Raw genomic sequence first — 23,401 nt, 5'->3', positions numbered from 1 at the left:
GCGGTGAGCACGCCGGACCGGCGTGCTCACCGCGTCGTCCGGCGGGTCGTCAGGCCGAAAGCCAGGAGTGCACCGCGTCGGCGGTGGTCTGGGCGTGCCGGGTCATGACGCTGACGTGGTGGCCCGGCACGGTGACCGCCGTGTGCTCGCCGCCGGTCCACCGCGCCATCCACCCGTCCGGTTCTCCGTCCCAGGTGGACAGCGGGTCGCCCGCCCGCACCAGCAGCACCGGCGCCTTGGTCGGCCTGGGCTTCCAGTCGAGCAGCATCGAGTTGTAGGCGGCCATCGCGGTCAGCCCCGTCTCGTCGACCGGCCGGTGCGAGCGGTCGGACAGCCAGGTCAGCAGTTCGTTCTGCCACAGCTTCAACGGGCCGGGGTCGCCGGGCGGGTAGAGGTCGACCAGCACCAGCGCCTCCGGTCCCTCACCCAGGTCCTCCAGGCGCAACGTCAGCTCGTGGGCCATCGCGGCGCCCGCCGAGTGCCCGAAGAGGACGAACGGGGTGCCGATCCGGTGGTACAGCAGCGAGGTGGCCTGCACGTCGATCAGCTCGGCGAGGGAGGACGGCAGCGGCTCGCCCGCCACGAACCCCGGCTGGGGCAGCACCGACACCGGCTTCCGCCCCTCCAGGGCCGCCGCGAAGGCCTGGAACTCCCCGGGCCCCGAGCCGAGCGCCGTGCCCGCGCAGCAGACCAGTTCGAGGCCCGTGCCGGTGGTGAGGGGCACGGGCTCCGCCCGTTCGGCCGCATGGCGTTCCGCCGCCGTCCAGGTGGGCCGGAAGCGCGCGACCGGTGAGAGCATCTCCACCGCCTCCGCTCCCCTGCCCGCACGCACCGCCGCCGTGTAGGCCAGCACGAGCAGGCTTTCCGTGCTGGGGGGCGGGGGCCCGGTGGTGGCCGCCAGCGCGCGCATCGCGTCCGCGATCTCGCGCGCCGACCAGTTGTCCAGCACGAAGTTCCCGTCGACCGGCAGACCCGTCGCCGCGGCGAGCCTGGTAGCCAGGTCGACGGCGGCGAGCGAGTCGAAGCCGAGCTCCCACAGGTCGACCTCGCCGTCGACGACCTCACCCTCCTCGTGGCCGAGCACCTCGGCGGCCAGTCCGCGCACGAGCAGGAGCAGGTCGACGTCGCCCGCCCGTTCCGGCACGGGGGCCGCCCGCCTCGCGGGCGCCGGGGTGGCGTCCGGCTCGGTCCAGAAGCGCCGGCGGGAGAAGGGGTGCGGGGGAAGGCCGACCCGGCGCGCGGGTGCTCCCTCGAACAACGCCGTCCAGTCGACCGGCGTGCCCCGCACCCAGGCCTCGGCGACGCCGGTGAGCGCGGCACGCGCGGAATGCGCCGGCACGCTGATCACCGGCACCGCGTCGTGCGCCGGTTCCCGCGTGCCGATCGCCAGCACCAGGGACAGTCCCCCGGTGTCGATCAGGTCGGTCTCGTCGCCGGTTCGGTGGCCGTCGACGAGCGCCCACGCCTGCGCCACCGTCAGCTCGCCCGTGGCGCAGGCGAGCGAGATCTCGCCGATTCCCCGTCCCAGCACCGAATCCGGCGTCATGCCCCAGCTGCGCAGCAGGCGGTCGGTGGCGACCTGGGTGACGAAGGTGGCGAGGTGTCCCGCCTCACCCGTGGTCTCACCGAACAGTTCTTCGGTGAGCGCTCCGGTCACGTGCGCCGGGCAAGCGGCCACCAGTTCGTCCACGGCGGCCGCGAACACCGGGAACTCCGCGTACAGCGAGGTCACCGGGCCGGAGGTGCTCTCGGCGAAGTACCACGCCACCGCACCGGGTTCGGCCGATCCGACGACGGCGTGGGGGCTCGTCCCGGCCGCCAGTCCGGCGAACACGTCGCCCGCGGGCGGGGTGCCCGGTCCGGTGATCACGACGGCCCTGTGCTTGAGCGCACCGCCACCGCTCGCCAGCGACCAGCTCAGGTCGAGGGCGGCCTCCTCGTTCGCCAGGTCCCGTGTGCGCGCCGCTCGTTCCGCCAGCGCCTTCGCGGACCGGGCGCTGAGCACCCACGGCAGCACGGTCGGAACGCGGCCGGGCTCGCGTTCGGGCAGGGGCGGCGCCTCTTCGAGGACGACGTGCGCGTTGGTGCCGCTGACGCCGAACGAGGACACGCCGGCGCGGCGGGGGGCGCCGCCGGTCTCCCACTCGCGGGCGTCGGTCAGCAGCGCGACGTGTCCCGCGCTCCAGTCGACCTGGGTGGTCGGCGCGTCCACGTGCAGGGTCTTCGGCAGCTTCGCGTGGCGCATCGCCTGCACCATCTTGATCACGCCGCCGATGCCCGCCGCCGCCTGCGCGTGGCCGATGTTGGACTTCAGGGACCCGATCCGCACGGGCCGGTCCGGTGAGCGGTCCTGACCGTAGGTGGCGATCAGCGCCCGCGCCTCGATCGGGTCGCCCAGCCTCGTCGCGGTGCCGTGCGCCTCCACCGCGTGGACGTCGGCCGCCGTCAGCCTCGCGTCGGCCAGCGCCTGCCGGATGACGTTCTGCTGGGCGGGACCGCTCGGCGAGGTGAGCCCGTTGCTGGCGCCGTCCTGCGCCACCGCCGAACCGCGGACCACGGCGAGCACCCGGTGCCCGTGACGTCGCGCGTCGGAGAGCCTCTCCAGCACGAGCACGCCGGCGCCCTCCGCCCAGCCGGTGCCGTCCGCGGACTCGGCGAACGCCCGGCACCGGCCGTCCGCCGCGAGACCGCGTTGCCGGGCGAACTCCACGAACCCCGCGGGCGACGCGCTCACCGCGACCCCGGCGGCGAGTGCGAGGGCGCACTCGCCGCGGCGCAGCGACTGCGTGGCCAGGTGCACCGCCACCAGTGACGACGAACAGGCCGTCGCCACGGTGAGAGCAGGCCCCTCCGTGCCGTAGGTGTAGGCGATGCGCCCGGACAGCACGGCGTCGGCGGTACCGGTGAGCAGGTACCCGTCGGTGCCCTCGGGGGCACGGCCGGGGTCGGTGATGTAGTCCTGGTGCCCGGCGCCCACGAACACGCCGGTGCGGCTCCCCCGCAGGTCCTGCGGGGCGACGGCGGCGTGTTCCAGCGCTTCCCAGGTGGTCTCCAGCAGCAGGCGCTGCTGCGGGTCCATCGCGAGCGCCTCGCGCGGGGAGATGCCGAAGAACTCGGCGTCGAACTCGTCCGCGTCGTAGAGGAACCCGCCTTCGCGGCAGTAGGTCGTGCCCGGCACGCTCGGGTCCGGGTCGTACAACGCCTCCAGGTCCCAGCCCCGGTTCGTGGGGAACGGACCGATGGCGTCCCGTTCGGCGGCGACGAGGTCCCAGAGGTCGTCGGCGGACCGCACGCCGCCGGGGTAGCGGCAGCCGATGCCGATGATCGCGATCGGTTCGCGTTCCTGCCTGCGGAGCCGTTCGTTCTCCTTCAGCGAGGCCCTGAGCGCGTCGAGCAGCTGTGCCGGTGTGGTGGACATGGTGGGTCTCCTCGCTTCAGTGCCGGGGCGGGGTGCCACCGTGGGCCAGGGCGATCAGGGCTTCGGCGTCCAGCTCGTCCACGTGGGACGCGGGTTCCGGGTCGTCGCGCAACGAGAGCAGGCGGTCCAGCAGGCCGGACTCGCGCAGCCGTTCGACCGGCAGGGCGGCCAGCAGGTCGCGGATCCGGGCCTCGTCGCCGGACTCGGGGTCGCCGGTGAGGCGGGCTTCCAGCATCGTCGCCACCGCCGTCGCGTTCGGGTGGTCGAAAACGGTGGTGGACGGCAGGTCGAGGCCCACCGCCGCACCCAGCCCGGAGGCGAACTGCACAGCCGTCACCGAGGCGAAACCCAGGTCGCGGAACGCGGTCTCCTCCCCGATCTCACCGGGGTCGTCGTGCCCGAGGACCGCGGCGACCTGCCGGCGCACGAGGTCGAGCAACGCCCGTCCTCGCACGACGACCGGTTCCGCCGGTCCCTCCTCGTGCAGCTCGCTGAACAACCGGCTCGGGCGCGTGCTGGTGACGCGGGGGACGAACACCGCCCAGTCGACGTCGGCGACGGTGGTGACGGGTTCCCCGGACGCCACCAGCCGTGCCAGCAGGTCCAGCGCGGTCTGGGCCGCGAGCGGCCTCAGCCCGAGCCCGCGCAGGTAGGCGGAGCCCTGCTCGCCCGCCATCCCCGTGCCCGCCCACAGGCCCCACGCCACGCAGGTGGCCGGCAGTCCGGCCGCGTGCCGGTCCAGGGCCACGGCCTCCAGCGCGGCGTTCGCCGCACCGTAGGCGCTCTGCCCGCCCGCGCCCCACGTGCCGCTGCCGGACCCGAAGAGCACGAACGCGTCCAGGTCCAGGTCGCGGGTCAGTTCGTCGAGGTGGCGCGCACCGTCGACCTTGCCGGACAGCACCTCGGCCAGCAGGTCGTCGTCGGTGTCCAGGGCCGCGGCCGAGTGCGGGACGCCTGCCGCGTGGAACACGGCGTCCACCCGGTACCGGTCGAGGACGGCGGCCAGCGCGTCCCTGTCCCCGACGTCGCAGGCGATCTCCACCACCTCGGCCTCGCCCATGCCGGTCGCCTGACCGCCGGTGCGGCCGAGCAGGACCACGCGTTCGGCGCCGTTCGCGGCCAGCCAGCGCGCCAGCCTGCCCCCCACCGCGCCGAAGCCGCCGGTGACGAGGACGGTGCCGCGGGGCCGGTAGGACTCCCTGCCGGGTGGTGGCGCGGTAACCAGCCTGCGACCGAACGCGCCTGCGCGCCGGAGTGCCACCTGGTCCTCGTGGCCCTGTAGCGCCGGACCGAGTCGCACGGGGGTGTCGGGGTCGGGCGGCAGGTCGATCAGGCCGCCCCACAGGGTGGGGTGCTCCAGGGCCAGGCAGCGGCCCAGGCCCCAGACCTGGCTGGGTTCCACGGCCACCGCGTCGTCGGAGGTGACCGCCGCGGCGCCGGTCGTCACCGCCCAGACGCGGCAACCGGGATCGGCGGCGGCCAAGGCCCGGAAGGCCCGCAGGGTGCCGGACACGTCCGACACGACGATCACGCCCGCGGCCGGACCCGCTGCGGCCACCTCGTCCAGGCTCGTGGTCACGACTCGCGCGCCTGCTTCGCCCAGCGCCGCCGCACACCGCCGGCCGATCACCGATCCGGGCTCGCACAGGACGAGCCACGTGCCGTCCAGCGCCGGGGAGCCGGTTTCCAGCGGTCGCCAGGCCTCGCGGAGGACGAGCCCGGTGACGTCGGCCGGTTCGGCGGGGTCGGCGGTCAGCCAGTGGCGGCGGCGGTCGAAGGCGTAGGTCGGTGTCCTGACCGGGCGGGTGGGCGCGGTCGCGAACAGGGCGTCCCAGCGCACCGGCAGACCCCGCACCCACCCCTGGGCCGCGTTGGTGACCAGGGACGGGATACCGGGCTCGTCGCGCCGCAGCGAGCCGATGGCGCACACGCCGCCCGCGATGTCCGTGACGGCGCCGGTCAGCACCGGGTGCGCGGACATCTCCACCGCGCACGTGACGCCGTCCTCCACCGCCTGTCCGGCCGCCTCGGCGAACCGCACCGGGAGCCGCAGGTTGTCGTACCAGTAGGTGGCGTCCAGCTCGGTGCCGCTCAGGCGGCCCGGACGCACCGACGAGTACATCGGGACCGTCGCCGGGGCGGGGGTGATGCCCGCCAGCGCGGTCAGCAGGTCGTCGCGGACCGGTGCGACGCGTGCGCAGTGCGAGGCGTAGTCGACGGCCAGGCGGTGGGCGCGCACGTCGTTGCGGGCACATGCCTCGGCTGCCGCCGCCACGTCCGCCGGGTCGCCGGCCAGGACCGTCGCGAACGGGCTGTTGAGCGCGGCCACCTCCAGCGCGTGCTCTCCCGCCAACGTCGCGGCGGCCTGGGCGGGCAGGGCCACGGCGAGCATGGCGCCGGTGTTCGTCAGGTGGCGGGCGATCGCGGACGACCTCGCCAGCACCACCCGCATGCCGTCCTCCAGCGACAGGGCCCCCGCCACGACGGCGGCGGCCACCTCGCCCTGGGAGTGGCCGAGCACGGCGTCCGGGCGCACGCCCCAGGAGCGCCACACCTCCGCCAGCGAGACCATCACCGCGAAGCAGACGGGTTGCACGACGTCGACCCCCGCGAGGTGCGGTGAGGTCACGGCGTCGGTGAGCGACCACGGGACGCACCGCTCGCAGTCGGCCCAGCGCGCCGCGAACTCCGGTGAGTCGCGCAGCAGGTCCGCCGCCATCCCCGGCCAGTGCCAGCCCTGGCCGGGGAAGACCCACAGGACGCGGGCCCGGCTCCGCGCCACGCCGGTCAGCACGTCGGGGTGCGGGGTCGAGGACGCGAGCGCCGCCAGCGCGGCCGGGCCCGGGTCGAGCAGCACGGCCCGGTGGTCGAACGCGGTCCTGGTGCTGTGCAGGGCGTGCGCCACGTCGGTGGCCGGGGCTTCCGCGTGCTCTGCCAGCCTGGCCGCCTGTCCTCGCAGGGAAGCGGCCGACCGCGCGGACAGCACCCACGGCGCCCGGGGCACGCCGGGAACGAGGCGGGCGGGCACGTCGGACGCGGCCGGCGCCTGTTCGACGACCACGTGGGCGTTGGTGCCGCTGACCCCGAACGACGACACCGCGGCACGGCGCGGGCCCTCTCCCGGCCACGGCTGGGCGCGGGTGGCGAGCGTGATGCCCCCCGACCAGTCCACCTCGGTGGACGGCGTCTCCGCGTGCAGCGAGGCCGGCAGCACGCCCGCTCGCATCGCGTAGGCCATCTTCAGCAGGCCCGCCACACCGGCGGCGGCCTGGGTGTGCCCGATGTTGGACTTCACGGAGCCGAGCGGCAACGGCCGGTCCTGCGGGCGCTCCGCGCCGTAGACGGCAGCCAGCGCGGCGGCCTCGATCGGGTCGCCCAGCGCGGTCCCGGTGCCGTGCGCGTCGACCGCGTGCACGTCGGCCGGGGTGAGCCGGGCGTCGACGAGCGCGGCGCGGATCACCCGTTCCTGCGACGCGCCGTTCGGCGCGGTCAGGCCGTTCGACGCGCCGTCCTGGTTCACCGCCGAACCGCGCACCACGGCGAGCACTCGCCGCCCGTTCCTCAGGGCGTCCGAGAGTCGTTCCAGCACGACGACTCCAGCGCCCTCGGCCGGTCCGAACCCGGTGGCGCCCTCCGCGAACGCGCGGCACCTGCCGTCCGGGGACAGCGCGTTCTGCCGGGCGAAGCGGACGAAGACGTCGGGAGTGGCCATCACCGTCGCACCACCGGCCAGCGCCACGTCGCACTCGCCGGAACGCAGTGCCCGCACCGCCAGGTGCACCGCCACCAGGGAGGACGAGCACGCCGTGTCGACGGTGATCGCCGGGCCTTCGAGGCCCAGCGCGTACGACAGCCGCCCGGAGGTGAAGCTGTTCACGCCACCGGTGAGCAGCTGTGCCTCCAGCTCCGCCGACGGCCGGCGGACGCCCTGCGCGTAACCGCTGTGCCACGCGCCCACGTAGACGCCGGTCCGGGTGCCGCGCAGGTGCTCGGGCACGATCCCGCTGTGCTCCAACGCCTCCCACGAGGTCTCCAGCAGCACGCGTTGCTGCGGGTCCATCGCCAACGCCTCGCGTGGGGAGATCCCGAAGAACGCGGCGTCGAACTCCGTCGCGGCGTCCAGGAAACCGCCTTCACGGCAGTAGGTCCGCCCGCTCACGCCGGCGTCGTCGTCGAACAGGTCGTCGAGCGGCCAACCCCGGTCCTCGGGAAACCCGCCGACCGCGTCCACGCCGGACTCGACCAGCCGCCAGAGCTCCTCCGGCGACGTCACGCCACCGGGGAACCGGCACCCGGCGCCGACGACGGCGATCGGCTCGTGGGCCAGTTCCTCCATCTCGGACAGGCGTGCGGTGGTGCGCCGCAGTTCCGCGGTGGCCCGCTTGAGGTATTCGCGGAGCTTCTGCTCATCCGACATCCTGAAACCTCCTGTCCGCACTGCGCCCGGATCCGCTCACGACGCACCGAACCGCTGGTCGAGGTAGGCGAAGATGTCGTCGTCCGCCGCGCTCTCCAGGTCCGCCGCTCCCTGGTCGTGCTCTCCGAGCAGCGCCGCCCACTGCGCGGTGAGCGCCGCCAGCCGGGCGCCCACGTCCACCCCGCCCGTGTCCGGCGGGTGCTGCCCCGCCAGCGCGCGGACCGCGGCCTCCACCCGTTCCAGCTCCAGCACGACGGCAGGGCGTTCGACGGGGAACAGCTCCTCGTGCAGGAAGTCCGCCAGCGCCACCGGCGTCGGGTGGGCGAACACCAGGGCGGCGGGCAGGCGCAGCCCGGTGAGACCGGCCAGCCGGTTGCGCAGTTCCACGGAACTGAGCGAGTCGAACCCGAGATCGCGGAACGCGGTGCGCTCCCCCGCCTGCCCGGCGCGGCCCAGGACGGCGGCGGCGTGGGTGAGCACGAGGTCGAGCAGGACCTCCCGCCTGCGTTCCGGCGCGACACCGGCGAGGTCCGGCACGGTGGTCTCCTCGCGGCCTTCCGGCACCGCGGCGGCGTTGCCCGCACGCGATCGCGCGCGGTCGAACCTGATCGCCGCGACGGCCGGTGGGCCCGCCCGCAGCGCCGCGTCGAACAGCGGCCCGACCTCCCCCTCCGCCAGCGGAAGCACGCCACCACGCGCCATCCGCTCGCGCAGCGCGGTCTGGTCGATGTGACCTGTCATCCGGTTCGCCCCGCTGACCAGGCCCCACGCCGCCGCCACCGCGGGCACGCCGCGCTCGCGCAACCGCCCGGCGAACGAGTCGAGGAACCCGTTGGCCGCCGCGTAGGCGCCCTGCCCCGGCCCGCCGAGCACGGCGGCGGCCGAGGAGACCAGCACGAACGCCGTCAGGTCCAGGTGGGCGGTCAACTCGTGCAGGTGCACCGCCCCGTCCACCTTGGGCCCGCGCACCGCCGCCAGCTGACCGGTGGTCGCGGTCGCGACCGTGGCGTCGTCGAGCACCCCCGCCGCGTGCACCACGGCCGTCACCGGCCGATCGGCCAGCAGCGCGCGCACCGACTCCCGGTCGGCCACGTCGCAGGCGACGACCTCGACCTCCGCCCCGTGCGAGGCGAGCTCGGCGGCGAGGGCCGGCGCCTCACCCGAGCGCCCGGCGAGCACGAGGTGCCGGACGCCGTGCACCGCGACCAGGTGGCGTGCGATCACGCCGCCGAGGTGGCCGGTGCCGCCGGTGATGACCGTGGTGCCGTGCGGGGTGAACGACGGTGGCAGGACGCAGACGACCTTGCCGACGTGCCGGGCCTGGCTGAGCCCGCGGAAGGCGTCGGCGAGGCCGGACAGCTCGCAGGTGCGCACGGGCAGCAGCCGCAGCCGTCCGTCGCCGAACATCTCCAGCAGTTCGGCCAGCATGGCCCCGATGAGCTCGGGACCGGCGTCCACCAGTTCGAAGGCCTGGTACCGCGCGCCCCGGTGGGTGGCGGCCACCTCGGCGGCGTCGCGGACGTCGGCCTTGCCCAGTTCCACGAAACGGCCGCCGTCGGCCAGCACCGCGAGCGAGGTGTCGACGAACTCGCCGGTCAGGGAGTTCAGCACCACGTCGACACCACGCCCGCTCGTGGCGCGGAACGCCGCGCCGAACTCGGTGGTGCGGGAACTCGCCAGGTGCGTGCCGGGGACGCCGAGCCCGCGCACCACGTCCCACTTGCCGGGGCTCGCCGTGGCGTAGACCTCCGCGCCGATGCCGCGCGCCACCTGCACGGCGGCCATGCCGACGCCTCCGGCCGCCGCGTGGATCAGCACGGACTGGCCGCTCTCCAGCTCTGCGAGGTGACGCAACGCGTAGAAGGCGCTCAGGAACGCGGCGGGAACCGAAGCGGCGTCGGTGAACGACCAGTCCGGCGGCATGAGGGCCACGGTCCGCGCGTCGGCGACCACGAGGTCCCCGAACGCGCCGTCGAACAGGCCGAAGACCCGGTCGCCGACCTCGAACCCGCGCACGCCGGGCCCGACCTCGACGACGACACCGGCCCCTTCCACGCCCGTGCTCGCCTCGCCCGGGTACACGCCGAGCGCGATCAGGGTGTCGCGGAAGTTCAGCCCGGCCGCTCGCTGCGCGACGCGCAGCTGTCCCTCCTCCAGGGTCGCGCGGCCCTGTGGCGAGGCGACCAGGCGCAGGCCGTCGAACGTGCCGTCCCCGGTCTCCAGCCGCCATCCCGCCGCCGGTGGCCGCAGCGCACCGTCCACCGCGGAGGTCAACCCGGGCGCGCACACCTGTCCTGCCACGACGGCGTACCGCGGTTCGTCACCGGCGGCTGCCGCGAGCAGGACGGCGGGGTCCGCGGGGAACTGGTCGAGGAGCGTGATGCGGCCCGGTTCCTCCGACTGCGCCGAGCGCACGAGGCCCCAGACCGCGGCGGCCGCCGGGTCGCCGGTGGTGAAACCCTCGGTGACGATCAGCAGGTGGGCCGGTGTGGGTAGCCAGCGTTGGAGCAGGGCGAGCGCCCTGGTGGAGGCGTCACGGACCGCGGCGATCTCCGGGCCTTCGGCGCGCACGACGGCGAGGACGACGTCCGGTCGGTCCTGGACCAGTTCGGCGCCTGCCGCGCGCACTGCTGCGGCCAGCTCGTCGTCATCGCCCGCGATCGCCCACCTCCCGGCCGGGCGCACGGCCGGGAGCGCCGCGGGAACCCACTCCACGTGGTGGAGGAGCTCCTCGGCCGCCTCCACCAGCCGGCGCGGCTCGATCGCCGTCATCACCAGCTCACCGATCAGGCAGACCGGCCCTCCGGACTCGTCCGCGCACTGGACCCGGACCGCGTCCTCCCCCGCCCGCGAGACGCTGACCAGCAGACGCCTGCTCCCGCCGGTGCGCAGGCGGACGTCACGCAGCACGTGCGGCACCCTGATCAGGCCGTCGTCCGGGAAGAAACCGCCCAGTGCCGCGCACTGCACGGCCGCGTCGAGCAGTGCCGGGTGCAGGAGGAACCCGTCGGCACCGGTCCGCGCGGGCAGCTCGACCTCGGCGAGGACCACGCCATCGGCCAACCGACCCGACCGGACGCACCGGAACGCCGGCCCGTACTGGTACCCCTGATCGGCGAGGCCCAGGTAGAAGCCGTCGACGTCGATCGGGACGGCGGTCACGACCGGCACCTCCGCGTCCTCCGCGACGGACGGGGCCAGCACCGCCTGCGCGTGCTCGGTCCACTGCTCAGCGCCGGTGTCCGGACGTGAGTGGATCACCGCCGTGCGACACCCGTCGGCCTCGGGCGGGCTCACGACCAGCCGCAGCCACACCGCCTCCTCGCCGGACAGCGCGAGCGGCGCCGACAGCTCCAGTTCCCGCAGCCCGGCCGCGCCGACGCGCGTGCAGGCGACCAGGGCGAGTTCGGTGAACACGGCTCCGGGCACGACCACCTGGCCCAACAGCCGGTGGTCGAGCAGCCACGGGGTGGCGCCCGGGTCGAGCCTGGCGGTCCACACGACGCCGCCCGCGGGCAGGTCGAGGGCTCCTGCGAGCAGCGGGTGGCCCTCTTCGGTCAGGCCGAACGCGCCGGCGGCGGCCGCGGGCGCGGGCTGTTCCGCCCAGTACCGCTCGTGCTGGAAGGCGTACGTCGGCAGCTCCGCCGGCGGGCCGGGCGCGGTGGGCAGCAGTCGCGACCAGTCGAACGGCAGGCCGCGCACCCACCCCTCGGCCGCCGACCGCACCAGCCTGGCGAGACCACCCTCGTCCCTGCGCAGCGACCCCACGACGACGGACGGGTCGGGGTCGAGGACCTCCTGCACGGCCGGCACGAGCGCGGGGTGGCCGGAGATCTCCACGAAGCCGTCGAACCCGTCCGCGGCCAGCCGGCGGACCGTCTCCTCGAAGCGCACCCGCTGCCGCAGGTTGCGGTACCAGTACTCGGCGCCGGCCTCGGCGCCGTCGAGGACGCGCGCGTCCACCGTCGAGTACCAGGCGACGGACGCGGCTGCGGGGGCCAGGTCGCGCAGGGCGTCGACCAGCTCGTCGCGCACCGCCTCCACCTGGGCGCAGTGCGAGGCGAACCCGACCGGGATCCGGCGTGCCCGCACGCCGCGGCGGTCGCACTCCGCCAGCACCTCGTCGAGTGCCCCTCCCGAGCCCGCGACCGCTGTCGACGCCGGTCCGTTGATCGCCGCCACCGCCAGGTCCGCGGACCACGGCGCGATCAGCTCCGCTGTCTCGGCGCCGGACAGGGCCACCGACATCATCCCGCCCCTGCCGCCGAGCTCGGCGTCGATGATCTTGGCGCGGGTCGCGATGACCCTTGCGCCGTCGGCCAGGGAGAGGGCTCCCGCGACGACGGCCGCGGCGACCTCGCCCTGCGAGTGCCCGGCCACGGCGTCCGGTTCGACGCCCCACGACCGCCAGACCTCCGCCAGCGACACCATCACCGCGAAGCACTGCGGCTGCACGGTCGCCGCGGGGCCGTCCACGTCACCGCCCTCGCGCAGCCGGTCGAGGACCGACCAGCCGAGGTGCGGTTCGAGCGCGGCGGAGCACTCCGCAAGGCGGGCGGCGAACACCGGTGACTCCGCGAGCAGCCCGGTCGCCATGCCCCGCCACTGCCAGCCCTGGCCGGGGAACAGCCAGGCCGTCCGGCCGCCACCGCCCGCGACCTGGCCGATCACCGTCGTCGTCGCGGGTTCTCCCCCGGCCAGTGCGACGAGTTCGGTGGGCGCGTCCACGTGCAGGACGGCCCGGTGCTCGAACGCCGTGCGGGTGGTGGCGAGCGCGAGGGCGACCGGGACCGGGTCGAGGCCGGGCCGGGCGGCCAGTTTCGCCGCCTGCGCGCGCAGCCCCCGTGCCGACCGCGCGGACAGCACCCAGGGCACGGGCACGGGTTCTCGCGCGGCAACGGGGCGCGTCGCGGGCGGCTCCTCCAGGACGAGGTGGGCGTTGGTGCCGCTCATGCCGAACGACGACACCGCGGCCCTGCGCGGGCGTTCTCCCCGCGGCCACTCCTGGTTCTCCGCGAGCAGCGCGACGGAGCCGCTCGACCAGTCCACCACCGACGTCGGCCGGTCCGCGTGCAACGTCCTGGGCAGCACGCCGTGCTTGAACGCCAGCACCACCTTGATCACGCCGGCCACCCCGGCGGCGGCCTGGGTGTGCCCGATGTTCGACTTCAGCGATCCCAGCCACAACGGCCGTTCGCCCGGCCGTTGACCGTACGTCGCCAGCAGGGCCTGGGCTTCGATCGGGTCGCCGAGCTCCGTGCCCGTGCCGTGCGCTTCCACGACGTCCACGTCGGACGGTCCAAGTCCGGCGTCGGCGAGCGCGGCACGGATCACCCGTTCCTGAGACGGGCCGTTCGGCGCGGTCAAGCCGTTGGACGCGCCGTCCTGGTTGACCGCCGAACCCCGCACCAGGGCCAGCACCTGGCGCCCTTGCCGCAGGGCGTCCGAGAGCCGCATCAGCACCACGACGCCGACGCCCTCGGCGGCGCCGAACCCGTCCGCCGCGTCGCTGAACGGCTTGCAGCGCCCGTCGGGCGCCAGCGCGCCCTGCCGGGAGAACTCGGTGAGGACGTCCGGGGTGGACATGACGGTCACACCGCCGGCCAGTGCCACGTCGCACTCGCCGGAGCGCAACGCCCTCGCCGCCCAGTGCATCGCCACCAGCGACGACGAGCACGCCGTGTCCACGGTGATCGCCGGTCCCTCCAGGCCCAGCGCGTACGAGACCCGTCCGGACATCACGCTCGCCGCGTTGCCGGTGCCCCAGTACCCGGCCAGCTCGTCCTGGCGGGCGAGCGGCAAGTAGTGCTGGCCGTTGCCGCCGACGAACACGCCGGTCCGCGACCCGCGCAGCGCCCCCAGGTCGAAGCCCGCGTGTTCGACGGCCTCGACCGACACCTCCAGCAGCAACCGCTGCTGCGGGTCCATGGCCCGCGCCTCCCGCGGCGAGATGCCGAAGAACTCCGCGTCGAACAGGTCGGCGCCGTCCAGGAAACCACCGCGGGCGCAGTAGGTGGTGCCGGGGAGGTCCGCGTCCCCGGTGAGGTCTCCCAGCGCCCATCCCCTTCCGTCCGGCAGCCCTGACGTGCCGTCCCGTCCCGCGGACACCAGTTCCCAGAGGTCCGCGGGCGTGGCCACGGACCCAGGGAACCGGCATCCCATTCCCACGATCGCGATCGGCTCGTCGTCCGGAGCGGACTCGCCGGTCGCTTCGGGAGTCGCTCCCGCCGCACCGAGCAGCTCCACGAGGTGGTCGATCACCCGCTGCGGCGTCGGGTGGTCGAAGACCAGGGTCGCCGGCAGCGCGAGACCGGTGCCCGCCTGCAACCTGTTGCGCAGCTCGACGCCCCCGACGGAGGTGAGGCCCTGGTCCAGGAAGGGGAGGCCGGGTGCGACGGCCTGCCTGCCGTCGGCGCCGAGGACCGCCACGACCGCGTCCAGCACCAGACCGCGGACCTCCTGCCGGCGGCGTGCGTCCGGCAACGCGCGCAGTCGGCCGGCACCGCCGGTCTCCGACCGCGACCGCGCGCCTGCCAGCTCGTCGAGCAGGGACGACCGCCCGGCCATCAGCGTGGCGGCGAGGCGCTGCCAGTCGACGTCACCGATCATCGCGGTGCTCGCGCCGCTCGCGACGGCACGGCACAGCGCGTGGAACGCCTCACCGGGCTCCAGGGGGTTGATGCCGACCGCGCGCAACGCGTCCTCGTCCACGCCGGGATCCGCTCCCCGCCAAGGGGTCCAGGACACCGAGAGCGCGTGGACGCCCCTGGCGCGCAACCCGTGCGCGAGCGCGTCGAGCACGGCGGAACCCATGGCGTAACCGGCCTGGCCCGCACCGCCCCACACCCCGGAGACGGAGGAGAACAGCACGACCTTCGTCGGGTCGCCGTCCCGCAACAGGGTCGCGACGTGCCGTGCCGCCGAGGTCCTGAGGTCGACCGCCTCGGCCAGTGCGGAGGTGGACGTGCCGGTCAGCCGCGCGAACGGCGGCACGCCGGGCATCACCACCACCGTGCTCGGCCGCAGGTCTGCGACCAGTCGCGCGACGTCCCCGGCGGACGCGCGGACCACCCGCTCCGCCCCGGCCGCCCGCAGCAACCCGTCGAGCTCGGTCGTGACGCGCTCGTCCCGGCGTTCGTCGACCAGCACCACCGTGCCGCCGGGTCGCCACGGTTCGGTGGCGGGGATCCGCACGAGGCGGCGGCCGAAGACGCCGGACGGGCGCACCGCGACGTGGTCCTCGTCGGCGCCGAGCGCGGGGATCAGCGCGGCGGGCGAGCACTCCGCCGCCACGTCGAGGAGGGCGCACCGCGGTCCCGTCAGTTCGGCGGCCGCGACCCTGCCCAGCGCGCCCAGGAGCGCCCCGGTGTCCGAGACGGTCTCGCCGGCGTCCAGCGCGACCCCGCCGCGGGTGACGATCCAGCACCGGACCCGGCCGGTGAGTCCTCCCAGCAGCGCGAGCGTCGCGGCGACGGCGTCCGGCCCCGGCAGCGCCACCACACCGGTCAGGTCCTCCGGCAGCCTGCCGGACCCCGGTCGCCGCCGCACGACCTCCGCGCCGTGCTCGGCCATGCTCGCCGCCAGCCGCTCGGCGAAGTCGCCGGACCCGGCCACGAGCCACCGGCCCCGCAACCGGGCGCTTCCCGGCAGGGCCAGGCGCTGCCAGCCGACCCGGTGGCAGTGCGGGTCGAACGCCCGCTCGGCCGGCCGCCCCCGCAGCCAGAAGTGCCTGCGCTGGAAGGCGTACGTGGGCAGGTCGCGGGCCGGCGCCCGCTCGGGCAGGACGTCCGCCCAGCGCACGCCGAGGCCCCGCACCCAGCCGTGGGCGCAGGAGCGGACCAGCCCGCGCACACCGCCGTCACCGCGGCGCAGCGATCCCACCGCGCAGATCGGGACCGGCGAGGACTCAGCCGTCTCCTCGACGGCGTTGACCAGCACGGGGTGCGCGGACAGTTCGACGAACGTGGTGAACCCGTCGTCGAGCAGCGCCCGCACGGCGCCGGCGAACCGCACCGGCAGCCGCAGGTTGCGGAACCAGTGGCCGCCGTCCAGCCGGGTGCCGTCGATCACCGCGGCGTCGACCGCCGAGTAGATCGGGACGTGCGCGGACCGCGGCGCCACGTCCGCGAGCTCCTCGGCGAGCTCCGCGGCCACCAGGTCCGCGTGGGGGCTGTGCGAGGCGTAGTCGACCTCGATGCGGCGCGACCGCACGCCGCGGCGTTCGCACTCCCGCAGCAGTTCGGCGAGCGCCTCGGTGTCACCCGCCACCACGGACGACACCGGGCTGTTCTCGGCGGCCACCACCAGCCCCTCCCAGCGGGAGACCAGCTCCTCCGCCTCCGCCGCGGGCAACCCGACCGACGCCATCGCGCCACGGCCGGCCAGCCGGCGCGCCACGAGGCGGGACCGGCGTGCGATGACCCGCGCGCCGTCGTCGAGGCTCAGCGCTCCCGCCACGACCGCCGCGGCCACCTCGCCCTGCGAGTGCCCGACGACCGCGTCCGGGACGCAACCCCAGGCGCGCCACACCTCGGCCAGCGACACCATGAACGCGAAGCAGAGCGGCTGGACGACGTCCGCGCCGACCGGTTCCCCACCGCCGGTCGCCACCTCGGTCAGGGACCAGCCGACCAGCGGCGCCAGCGCGCGTTCGCACTCCGCCCAGCGCGCGGCGAACACCTCCGAGTCCTCGAGCAGCCGGGTGGCCATGCCGGCCCACTGCCAGCCCTGTCCGGGGAACACCCAGACCGTCCTGCCCGTCGCGAGCTCACCGGTGCCGACGACCACGTCCTCACGCACCCGCCCGTCGCGCAATGCCTCCAGCCCGTCCGCACCGGATTCCAGCACGACGGCCCGGTGCTCGAAGACCGACCGCGAGACAGCCAGCGCGCGCGCCACCCGGTCCCCGGCGACGTCCTGGCGCCCGGCGATCCAGTCGGCGAGACGGTCCGCCTGCGCGGTCAGGGCCTCCGCGGACCGCGCGGACACCACCCACGGCGCGGGGAAGTCGCCGGACGGCAACGGTTCCGGTTCGGATTCCGGGGCTTCCTCCAGGACCACGTGCGCGTTGGTGCCGCTGATGCCGAACGACGAGACCGCGGCCCTGCGCGGCCGTTCCCCCCGCGGCCACGCCTGCTTCCGCGCCAGCAGCTCGACCGAGCCGGACTCCCAGTCCACCACCGTCGTCGGCCGGTCCACGTGCAGGGTCGCGGGGAGGGTCGCGTGGCGCATCGCCTGGAGCACCTTGATCACGCCACCGACCCCGGCGGCGGCCTGGGCGTGGCCGATGTTGGACTTCAGCGATCCCAGCCACACCCGTCGTCCACCCCGGCCGTAGGTCGCCAGCAGGGCTCGCGCTTCGATCGGGTCGCCGAGTTTCGTGCCCGTGCCGTGCGCCTCCACGACGTCGACGTCTGACGTGGACAGTCCAGCGTCCTTGAGCGCGGCACGGATCACCCGTTCCTGCGACGGGCCGTGCGGCGCGGTCAAGCCGTTCGACGCGCCGTCCTGGTTGACCGCGGATCCCCGCACGACAGCCAGCACCGGGCGACCTTGTTCCAGGGCGTCCGAAAGCCTCATCAGCACCAGGACGCCGACGCCCTCGGCCCAGCCGGTGCCGTCGGCGTCGTCGGAGAAGGCCTTGCACCGACCGTCGCCCGCGAGACCACCCTGGCGGGCGAACTCCACGAAGATCCCCGGCTCGGCCATCACCGTCGCACCACCGGCCAGCGCCACGTCGCACTCGCCCGAGCGCAACGCCTTCACGGCCAGGTGCAACGCCACCAACGACGACGAACACGCGGTGTCGACGGTGATCGCCGGTCCCTCCAGGCCCAGGAGGAAGGAGATCCGGCCCGACGCGACGCTCCCGGCCGTGCCGGTGCCGAGGAAGCCCGCCGTCTCGGCGTCCTCCGCGGGGTGCCCGGCCGCGTAGTCGTGGTGCATCAGCCCCATGTAGACACCGGTGTTGCTGCCGCGCAACGACTTCGGGTCGACCCCGGCACGTTCGACCGCTTCCCACGACACTTCGAGCAGCAGGCGCTGCTGCGGGTCCATCGCCACGGCCTCGCGCGGCGAGATCCCGAAGAACCCCGCGTCGAACTCGCCCGCGTCGTGCAGGAAACCACCGACGGCGTCGGAGTCCCAGCCCCGGTCGACGGGGCACGCGCCGACCGCGTCCGTCCCCGAGGAGACGAGGTCCCACAGCTGTTCCGGTGTCCGGGCACCACCCGGGTACCGGCACCCGGCGCCGACGATCGCCACCGGCTCGCGCACGCGGTCGCCCAGCACCTTCACCTGCTCGCGCGCGGTGTGCAGATCGGTCATCGCCCGGCGCAGGTACTCGCGGAGCCTGCCCTCGCTGGTGTCAGCCATCACGTTCCCCTGAGTCGCCGCTTTCACAGCTTGAAGTCGTTGTCCAGCAACCGGAACAGCTCGTCCTCGGACGCCTCCAGCAGGTGCCGTGCCATCGGTTCCGGGGTGGACGGCGCCAGCTCGGCCAGCACGTCGCCGAGCCGTGCGACCACCTGGTCGCGGCCGCCGCCATCGAGCGCCGACACCCGGTCGCGCACGCGGTCGATCAGCTCCATCACCGCGCCGAGGTCCTCCCGCGGCACCCCGCCCTCCGCGACGACGAACTCGACCAGCTCGGCCGGCGTGGGGTGGTCGAAGACGGCGGTCGCGGCCAGCCGCACGCCGGTGCGGGCGGCCAGGCGGTTGCGGAACTCCACCGCGGTCAGCGAGTCGAACCCGGCCTCCTTGAACGACCTGCCCATGTCCACCGCGCCCGCCGACCCGTGTCCGAGCACGAAAGCGATCTCCTGCCGGACAGCGGACTCGACGTCGGCCCTGCCGTGCACAGCGGGCTCCGCGACGACCGGTGGCGTGCCGGTCCGCGCCCGCAGGACCGCCGGAACCGTGCCCGGGTCGCTCCCCGCCAGGTCGACGCGCACGGGCCACACGACGGGAAGCGGTTGGGCGAGCGCGGCGTCCAACGCCCGCAGCGCCTCGGCCGGCTCCATCGCGACGAGCCCGGACCTGCGCAGCCTCGCCGCGTCCGCGTTCGCGAGCGCGCCGGCCATGCCGGCGGACCACGGTCCCCAGCCGAGCGAGAGCGTGGCGAGCCCCCGGCGGGCCCGCCAGCCGGCGAACGCGTCGAGGTAGGAGTTGGCTGCCGCGTAACCGGCCTGACCCGCGGTGCCGAGCACGCCCGCGGCGGAGGAGAAGAGCACGAACGCCGGTCCTGACGACTCGGTCAGCTCGTGCAGGTGCCAGGCGCCGTCGACCTTGGGGCGCAGCACCCCGGACACCCGTTCGGCGGTGAGGTCCGTGACGGGGGCGTCGTCGAGCACGCCGGCGAGGTGGACCACGGCGGTCAGCGGGTGCTCGGGCGGGACGGACGCCAGCAGAGCGGCGACCTGGTCGCGGTCGGCTATGTCGCAGCGGGCGGTGGTGACGGTGGCGCCGAGGCCGGCGAGCTCGGCGGAGGGGTCGTGGGCGGGGTCGGACCGGCCCGCGAGCAGGAGGCGCCGGGCGCCGTGGGCACGGACCAGGTGCAGGGCGAGCTCTCGGCCGAGGGCGCCGAGCCCGCCGGTGACGAGGACGGTGCCGCCGAAGGCGACGGCGGTGGAGATCGCCGGGTCCCCGGAAGCCGCCGCGAGAGGCCCTTCCCCTCCTTCCCGCACCTCCCGGGCCCGGCGCAGCACGGGCCCCAGCACCACGCCGTCGCGCACCGCGACCTCGTCCGTCCCCGCGCCCAGCGCCAGGTCCAGCCCGCCGGCGCTCTCGTCCAGGTCCACCAACGCGATCCGCTCGGGGTGCTCCGTCCGCGCCGACCGCACCAGACCCCACACCGCGGCCCCCGCGAGGTTCCCGGCGCCGGATCCGGTGTCCACGGCCCCGCTGGTCACCACCACCAGGCGGGCCGCGCCCCGGTCCTCCCGCAGCCAGTCCCGCACCACCTCCAGCACCGACTCGCAGGCCCGGTGCGCCTCCTCCGGTCCGGTTCCCGACGCGTCCACCCGCACGACGTGGTCGTGGACGCGGGGCTCGCCGACCGGTAGCGGGGTCCAGTCCAGCAGGTGGAGCGGGGACGCGGGGCGGCCCGACTCGCGCACGGTCAGGGCTCCCGCGGTGAGCACCGGTGAGCCGTGCTCGTCGGCGACGTGCACGGACACGGAGTCCGCGCCCAGGTCGGTGAGTCGCACGCGGACGAAACGAGCCCCTCGGGCGAACACCCGCACGTCTCGCCATGAGAACGGCAGCACGGCGCGCTCGCGTCGTTCGCCCAGCAGCAGGATCGGGCGCAGTGCGGCGTCCAGCAGCGCCGGGTGCAGGGCGTGGGCGTCGTCCGGGACGTCGTCGGGGAGCCTGACCTCGGCGAAGAGTTCGTGGCCGCGGCGCCACACCGCGCCCACGCCCTCGAACTCCGGCCCGTACTCCACCGTGCCCGGCACCCGCGCGGCGAGGTCGGGCAGCGGGACGGGCTCGGCGTCGGCCGGCGGCCAGGCGCCCGTCGGCGGCGAGGGGGCGGTGACCTCGGCGAGCGTGCCGGACGCGTGGCGGAGCCAGGTCGACGTGCCGGCGCGGGAGAAGACGGCGAAGGCGGTGGCGCCGTCCGGCCGGGCGTCGCGGGTGATCCGCAGTTCGGTTCGCGCGGTGATCTCCAGCGGTTGTTCGAGCAGGAGTTCGGCGACGTCTCCGTCGTGCAGCGCGAGGTCGAGCAACGCGGTGCCGGGCACCACGACGCGGCCTTCCACGCGGTGGCCGGACAGCCACGGCAGGGTCGCCGGGTCCACGTGGCCCGTGCTCGTGGACCCCAGGCCGTCCGGGCGGTCGAGCGTCGCGGTGAGCAACGGGTGGCCCGCCCGCTCGGACAGCCAGTAGCGGCGGCGCCGGAACGGGTACGTGGGCAGGTCGGCCGCGGGTCCGTCGCCGCTGTGCGCGGCGAGATCCAGGTCCAGGCCGTTCGCGTGGGCGGTCGCGAGGGCCCGGTGCAGCACGTCGCGGCCGCGCCGGGCGACGGGCAGCAGGAGCACCGGTTCGGTGGTGAACTCCTCCGCCATCGTGCTCAGCGCGGCGTCCGGGCCGAGTTCGAAGAGCACGTCGACACCGCTGTCGAGCAACGCGCGCAGGCCGTCGTGGAACCGCACGGTGTCACGCACCTGGCGCACCCAGTGGCCGGGAGCGCACAGCTCCGGGCCCGCCAGGCCACCGGTCAGGGTGGAGAACACCGGGATCCGCGGCGGGCTGTAGTCGATCCCCGCGGCCACCTCGGCGAACTCCGCCAGCACCGGGTCCATCAACGGCGAGTGGAACGCGTGGCTCACCGCCAGGCGTTTGGCCCGGTAGCCGCGTTCGGCGCACCGGGCGAGGACGGCCTCGACCGCCTCGGCAGGCCCGGAGAGGACGGTCGAGCTCGGACCGTTCACCGCCGCCACGCCGACGCGTCCGTCCGCCACGAGCTCCTCCAGCGCACGAGCCGGCGCGTTGACCGCGGCCATCGCGCCCTCCGCGGGCAGTGCGCCCATCAACCTGCCCCGGGCGGCCACGAGCGCGGCGGCGCCGTCCGCGGGGAGGACGCCGGCGACGTGCGCCGCGACGACCTCGCCGATCGAGTGGCCCAGCACCGCCTCCGGCCTGGTACCCCAGCTGCGCAGCAGCTCCGCCAGCGACGCCTCCAGCGCGAACAGGGCGGGCTGCGTGTACTCGGTGCGGTGCAGCAGGACCTCGTCGCCGAACATCACCTCGCGCAGGCCCGGCACCGAGTGCCGCGCGAAGGCTTCGGCCCAGCCGTCCAGCGCGTCCCGGAACACCGGGTACCGCTCGTACCACTCCCGTCCGGCGCCCACGCGCTGACTGCCCTGGCCGGTGAACAGGTATCCCGCCCGCCTGCCCTCGCGTGCCCTGCCGCGCACCAGCCGTTCGTCGGGAACGCCCGCGGCCAGGCCGGCGAGCGCGTCCGCCAGCTCGGCGCCGGACCGGCCGAGCACCACGGCGCGGTGGGAGAACGCCGTGCGGCGGCCGAGCGCGCGGCTCACCGCGGCGGCGTCGTGCTCCGGTGACAGGTGCCGGCGCAGCCGGTCCGCGTGGTCGCGGAGGGCGGCGGCGTCCCGCGCGGACAACGGCCACAGGTGAGGACCGGGCACCTCCGGCCCGCCCGCCGCCGCCTCGGGCGCCGCCTCCAGCACCAGGTGCGCGTTGGTGCCGCTCGCGCCGAACGAGGACACGGCGGCCCGGCGCGGCCTGCCGGTCACCGGCCAGTCCCTCGGCTCGGTCAGCAGCCGCACGGCGCCGGAGTCCCAGTCGACCTGCTCCGACGGCCGGTCGACGTGCAGGGTGCGCGGCAACCGGCCGTGACGCATGGCCAGCAGCATCTTCATCACCCCCGCCACACCGGCGGCGGCCTGGGTGTGGCCGATGTTCGACTTCAGCGACCCCAGCCAGAGCGGCAGACCCGCCTCCCTCCCCCGGCCGTAGGTCGCGAGCAGCGCCCGCGCCTCGATCGGGTCGCCGAGCCGTGTGCCGGTGCCGTGCGCCTCGACCGCGTCGACCTCGTCCGGGGCCAGGCGCGCGGCGGCGAGGGCGGCCCGGATGACGCGTTCCTGCGCAGGACCGCTGGGCGCGGTCAGGCCGTTGCTGGCGCCGTCCTGGTTGATCGCGCCGCCGGAGATCACGCCGAGCACGGGGCGGCCGTTGCGGAGCGCGTCGCCGAGGCGTTCCAGCAGCACCAGGCCGACTCCCTCGGCGAAGCTCGTGCCGTCGGCCGCCTGCGCGAACGGCTTGCACCTGCCGTCCGCCGCGAGTCCGCGCAACCGGGCGAAGTCGATCAGCATCGCCGGCGTGGCCAGCACGGTGGCGCCGCCCGCGAGCGCGAGGTCGCACTCACCCGAGCGCAACGCGCGCGCCGCGAGGTGGAGCGAGACCAGGGACGAGGAGCAGGCGGTGTCCACGGTGACGGCGGGACCCTCCAGCCCCAGCGCGTAGGCGATCCGGCCGGAGGCGATGCTCCCGGCGCTGCCGTTGACGAGGTAGCCCTCCATGCCCGGGGGCGTGACGCCGATCCGGGAGCCGTAGTCGTGGTACATCACGCCGACGTAGGCGCCGGTGCGGGAACCGCGCAGGTCCGACGGGTCGATGCCGGCCCGTTCGACCGTCTCCCAGGAGGTCTCCAGCAACAGGCGTTGCTGCGGGTCCATCGCCAGCGCCTCACGCGGGCTGATGCCGAAGAACTCCGCGTCGAACTCCGCGCAGTCGTGCAGGAAACCGCCCTCGCGCGAGTACACGGTGCCGGGCCGGTCGGGGTCGGCGCTGTAGAGCGCGTCCAGGTCCCAGCCGCGATCGGTGGGGAACCCGGACACGGCGTCGGCGCCGGTGTCGAGCAGCCGCCACAGGTCGTCCGGGCTCGACACCCCGCCGGGCAGGCGGCACCCCATGCCGATGACGGCGATCGGTTCGTGGTCGCGTTCCTCCAGCGCGGCGAGCCGCTGCCGGGTCCCGTGCAGTTCCGCCGTCACCCGCTTGAGGTAGTTGCGAATCTTGTCGTCGCTCATCCCCGCTACCCCCGT

Annotated in this window: 2 protein-coding genes and 2 pseudogenes; all 4 read right to left on the bottom strand. The window is 75.3% G+C overall.

The window, feature by feature from the left end:
- Positions 1-49: 49 nt before the first annotated feature.
- Positions 50-3,409 (bottom strand): annotated as a pseudogene (locus ABD223_RS24550) (type I polyketide synthase); the annotation flags it as partial.
- Between the two features lie 25 nt (positions 3,410-3,434).
- Positions 3,435-7,856, bottom strand: a complete 4,422-nt coding sequence (locus ABD223_RS24545) for a type I polyketide synthase (RefSeq protein WP_425564015.1) — start codon at positions 7,854-7,856, stop codon at positions 3,435-3,437.
- Between the two features lie 15 nt (positions 7,857-7,871).
- On the bottom strand, positions 7,872-18,212 hold the full coding sequence (locus ABD223_RS24540) for an SDR family NAD(P)-dependent oxidoreductase (RefSeq protein ID WP_425564014.1): 10,341 nt from the start codon (positions 18,210-18,212) through the stop codon (positions 7,872-7,874).
- A gap of 20 nt (positions 18,213-18,232) precedes the next feature.
- Positions 18,233-23,383 (bottom strand): annotated as a pseudogene (locus ABD223_RS24535) (SDR family NAD(P)-dependent oxidoreductase); the annotation flags it as partial.
- Between the last annotated feature and the right edge of the window lie 18 nt (positions 23,384-23,401).

Origin of the sequence: Saccharothrix xinjiangensis, from assembly GCF_039527585.1 — a bacterium.
Classification (GTDB): domain Bacteria; phylum Actinomycetota; class Actinomycetes; order Mycobacteriales; family Pseudonocardiaceae; genus Actinosynnema; species Actinosynnema xinjiangensis.
This window is presented reverse-complemented; position numbering and strand designations above follow the sequence as displayed.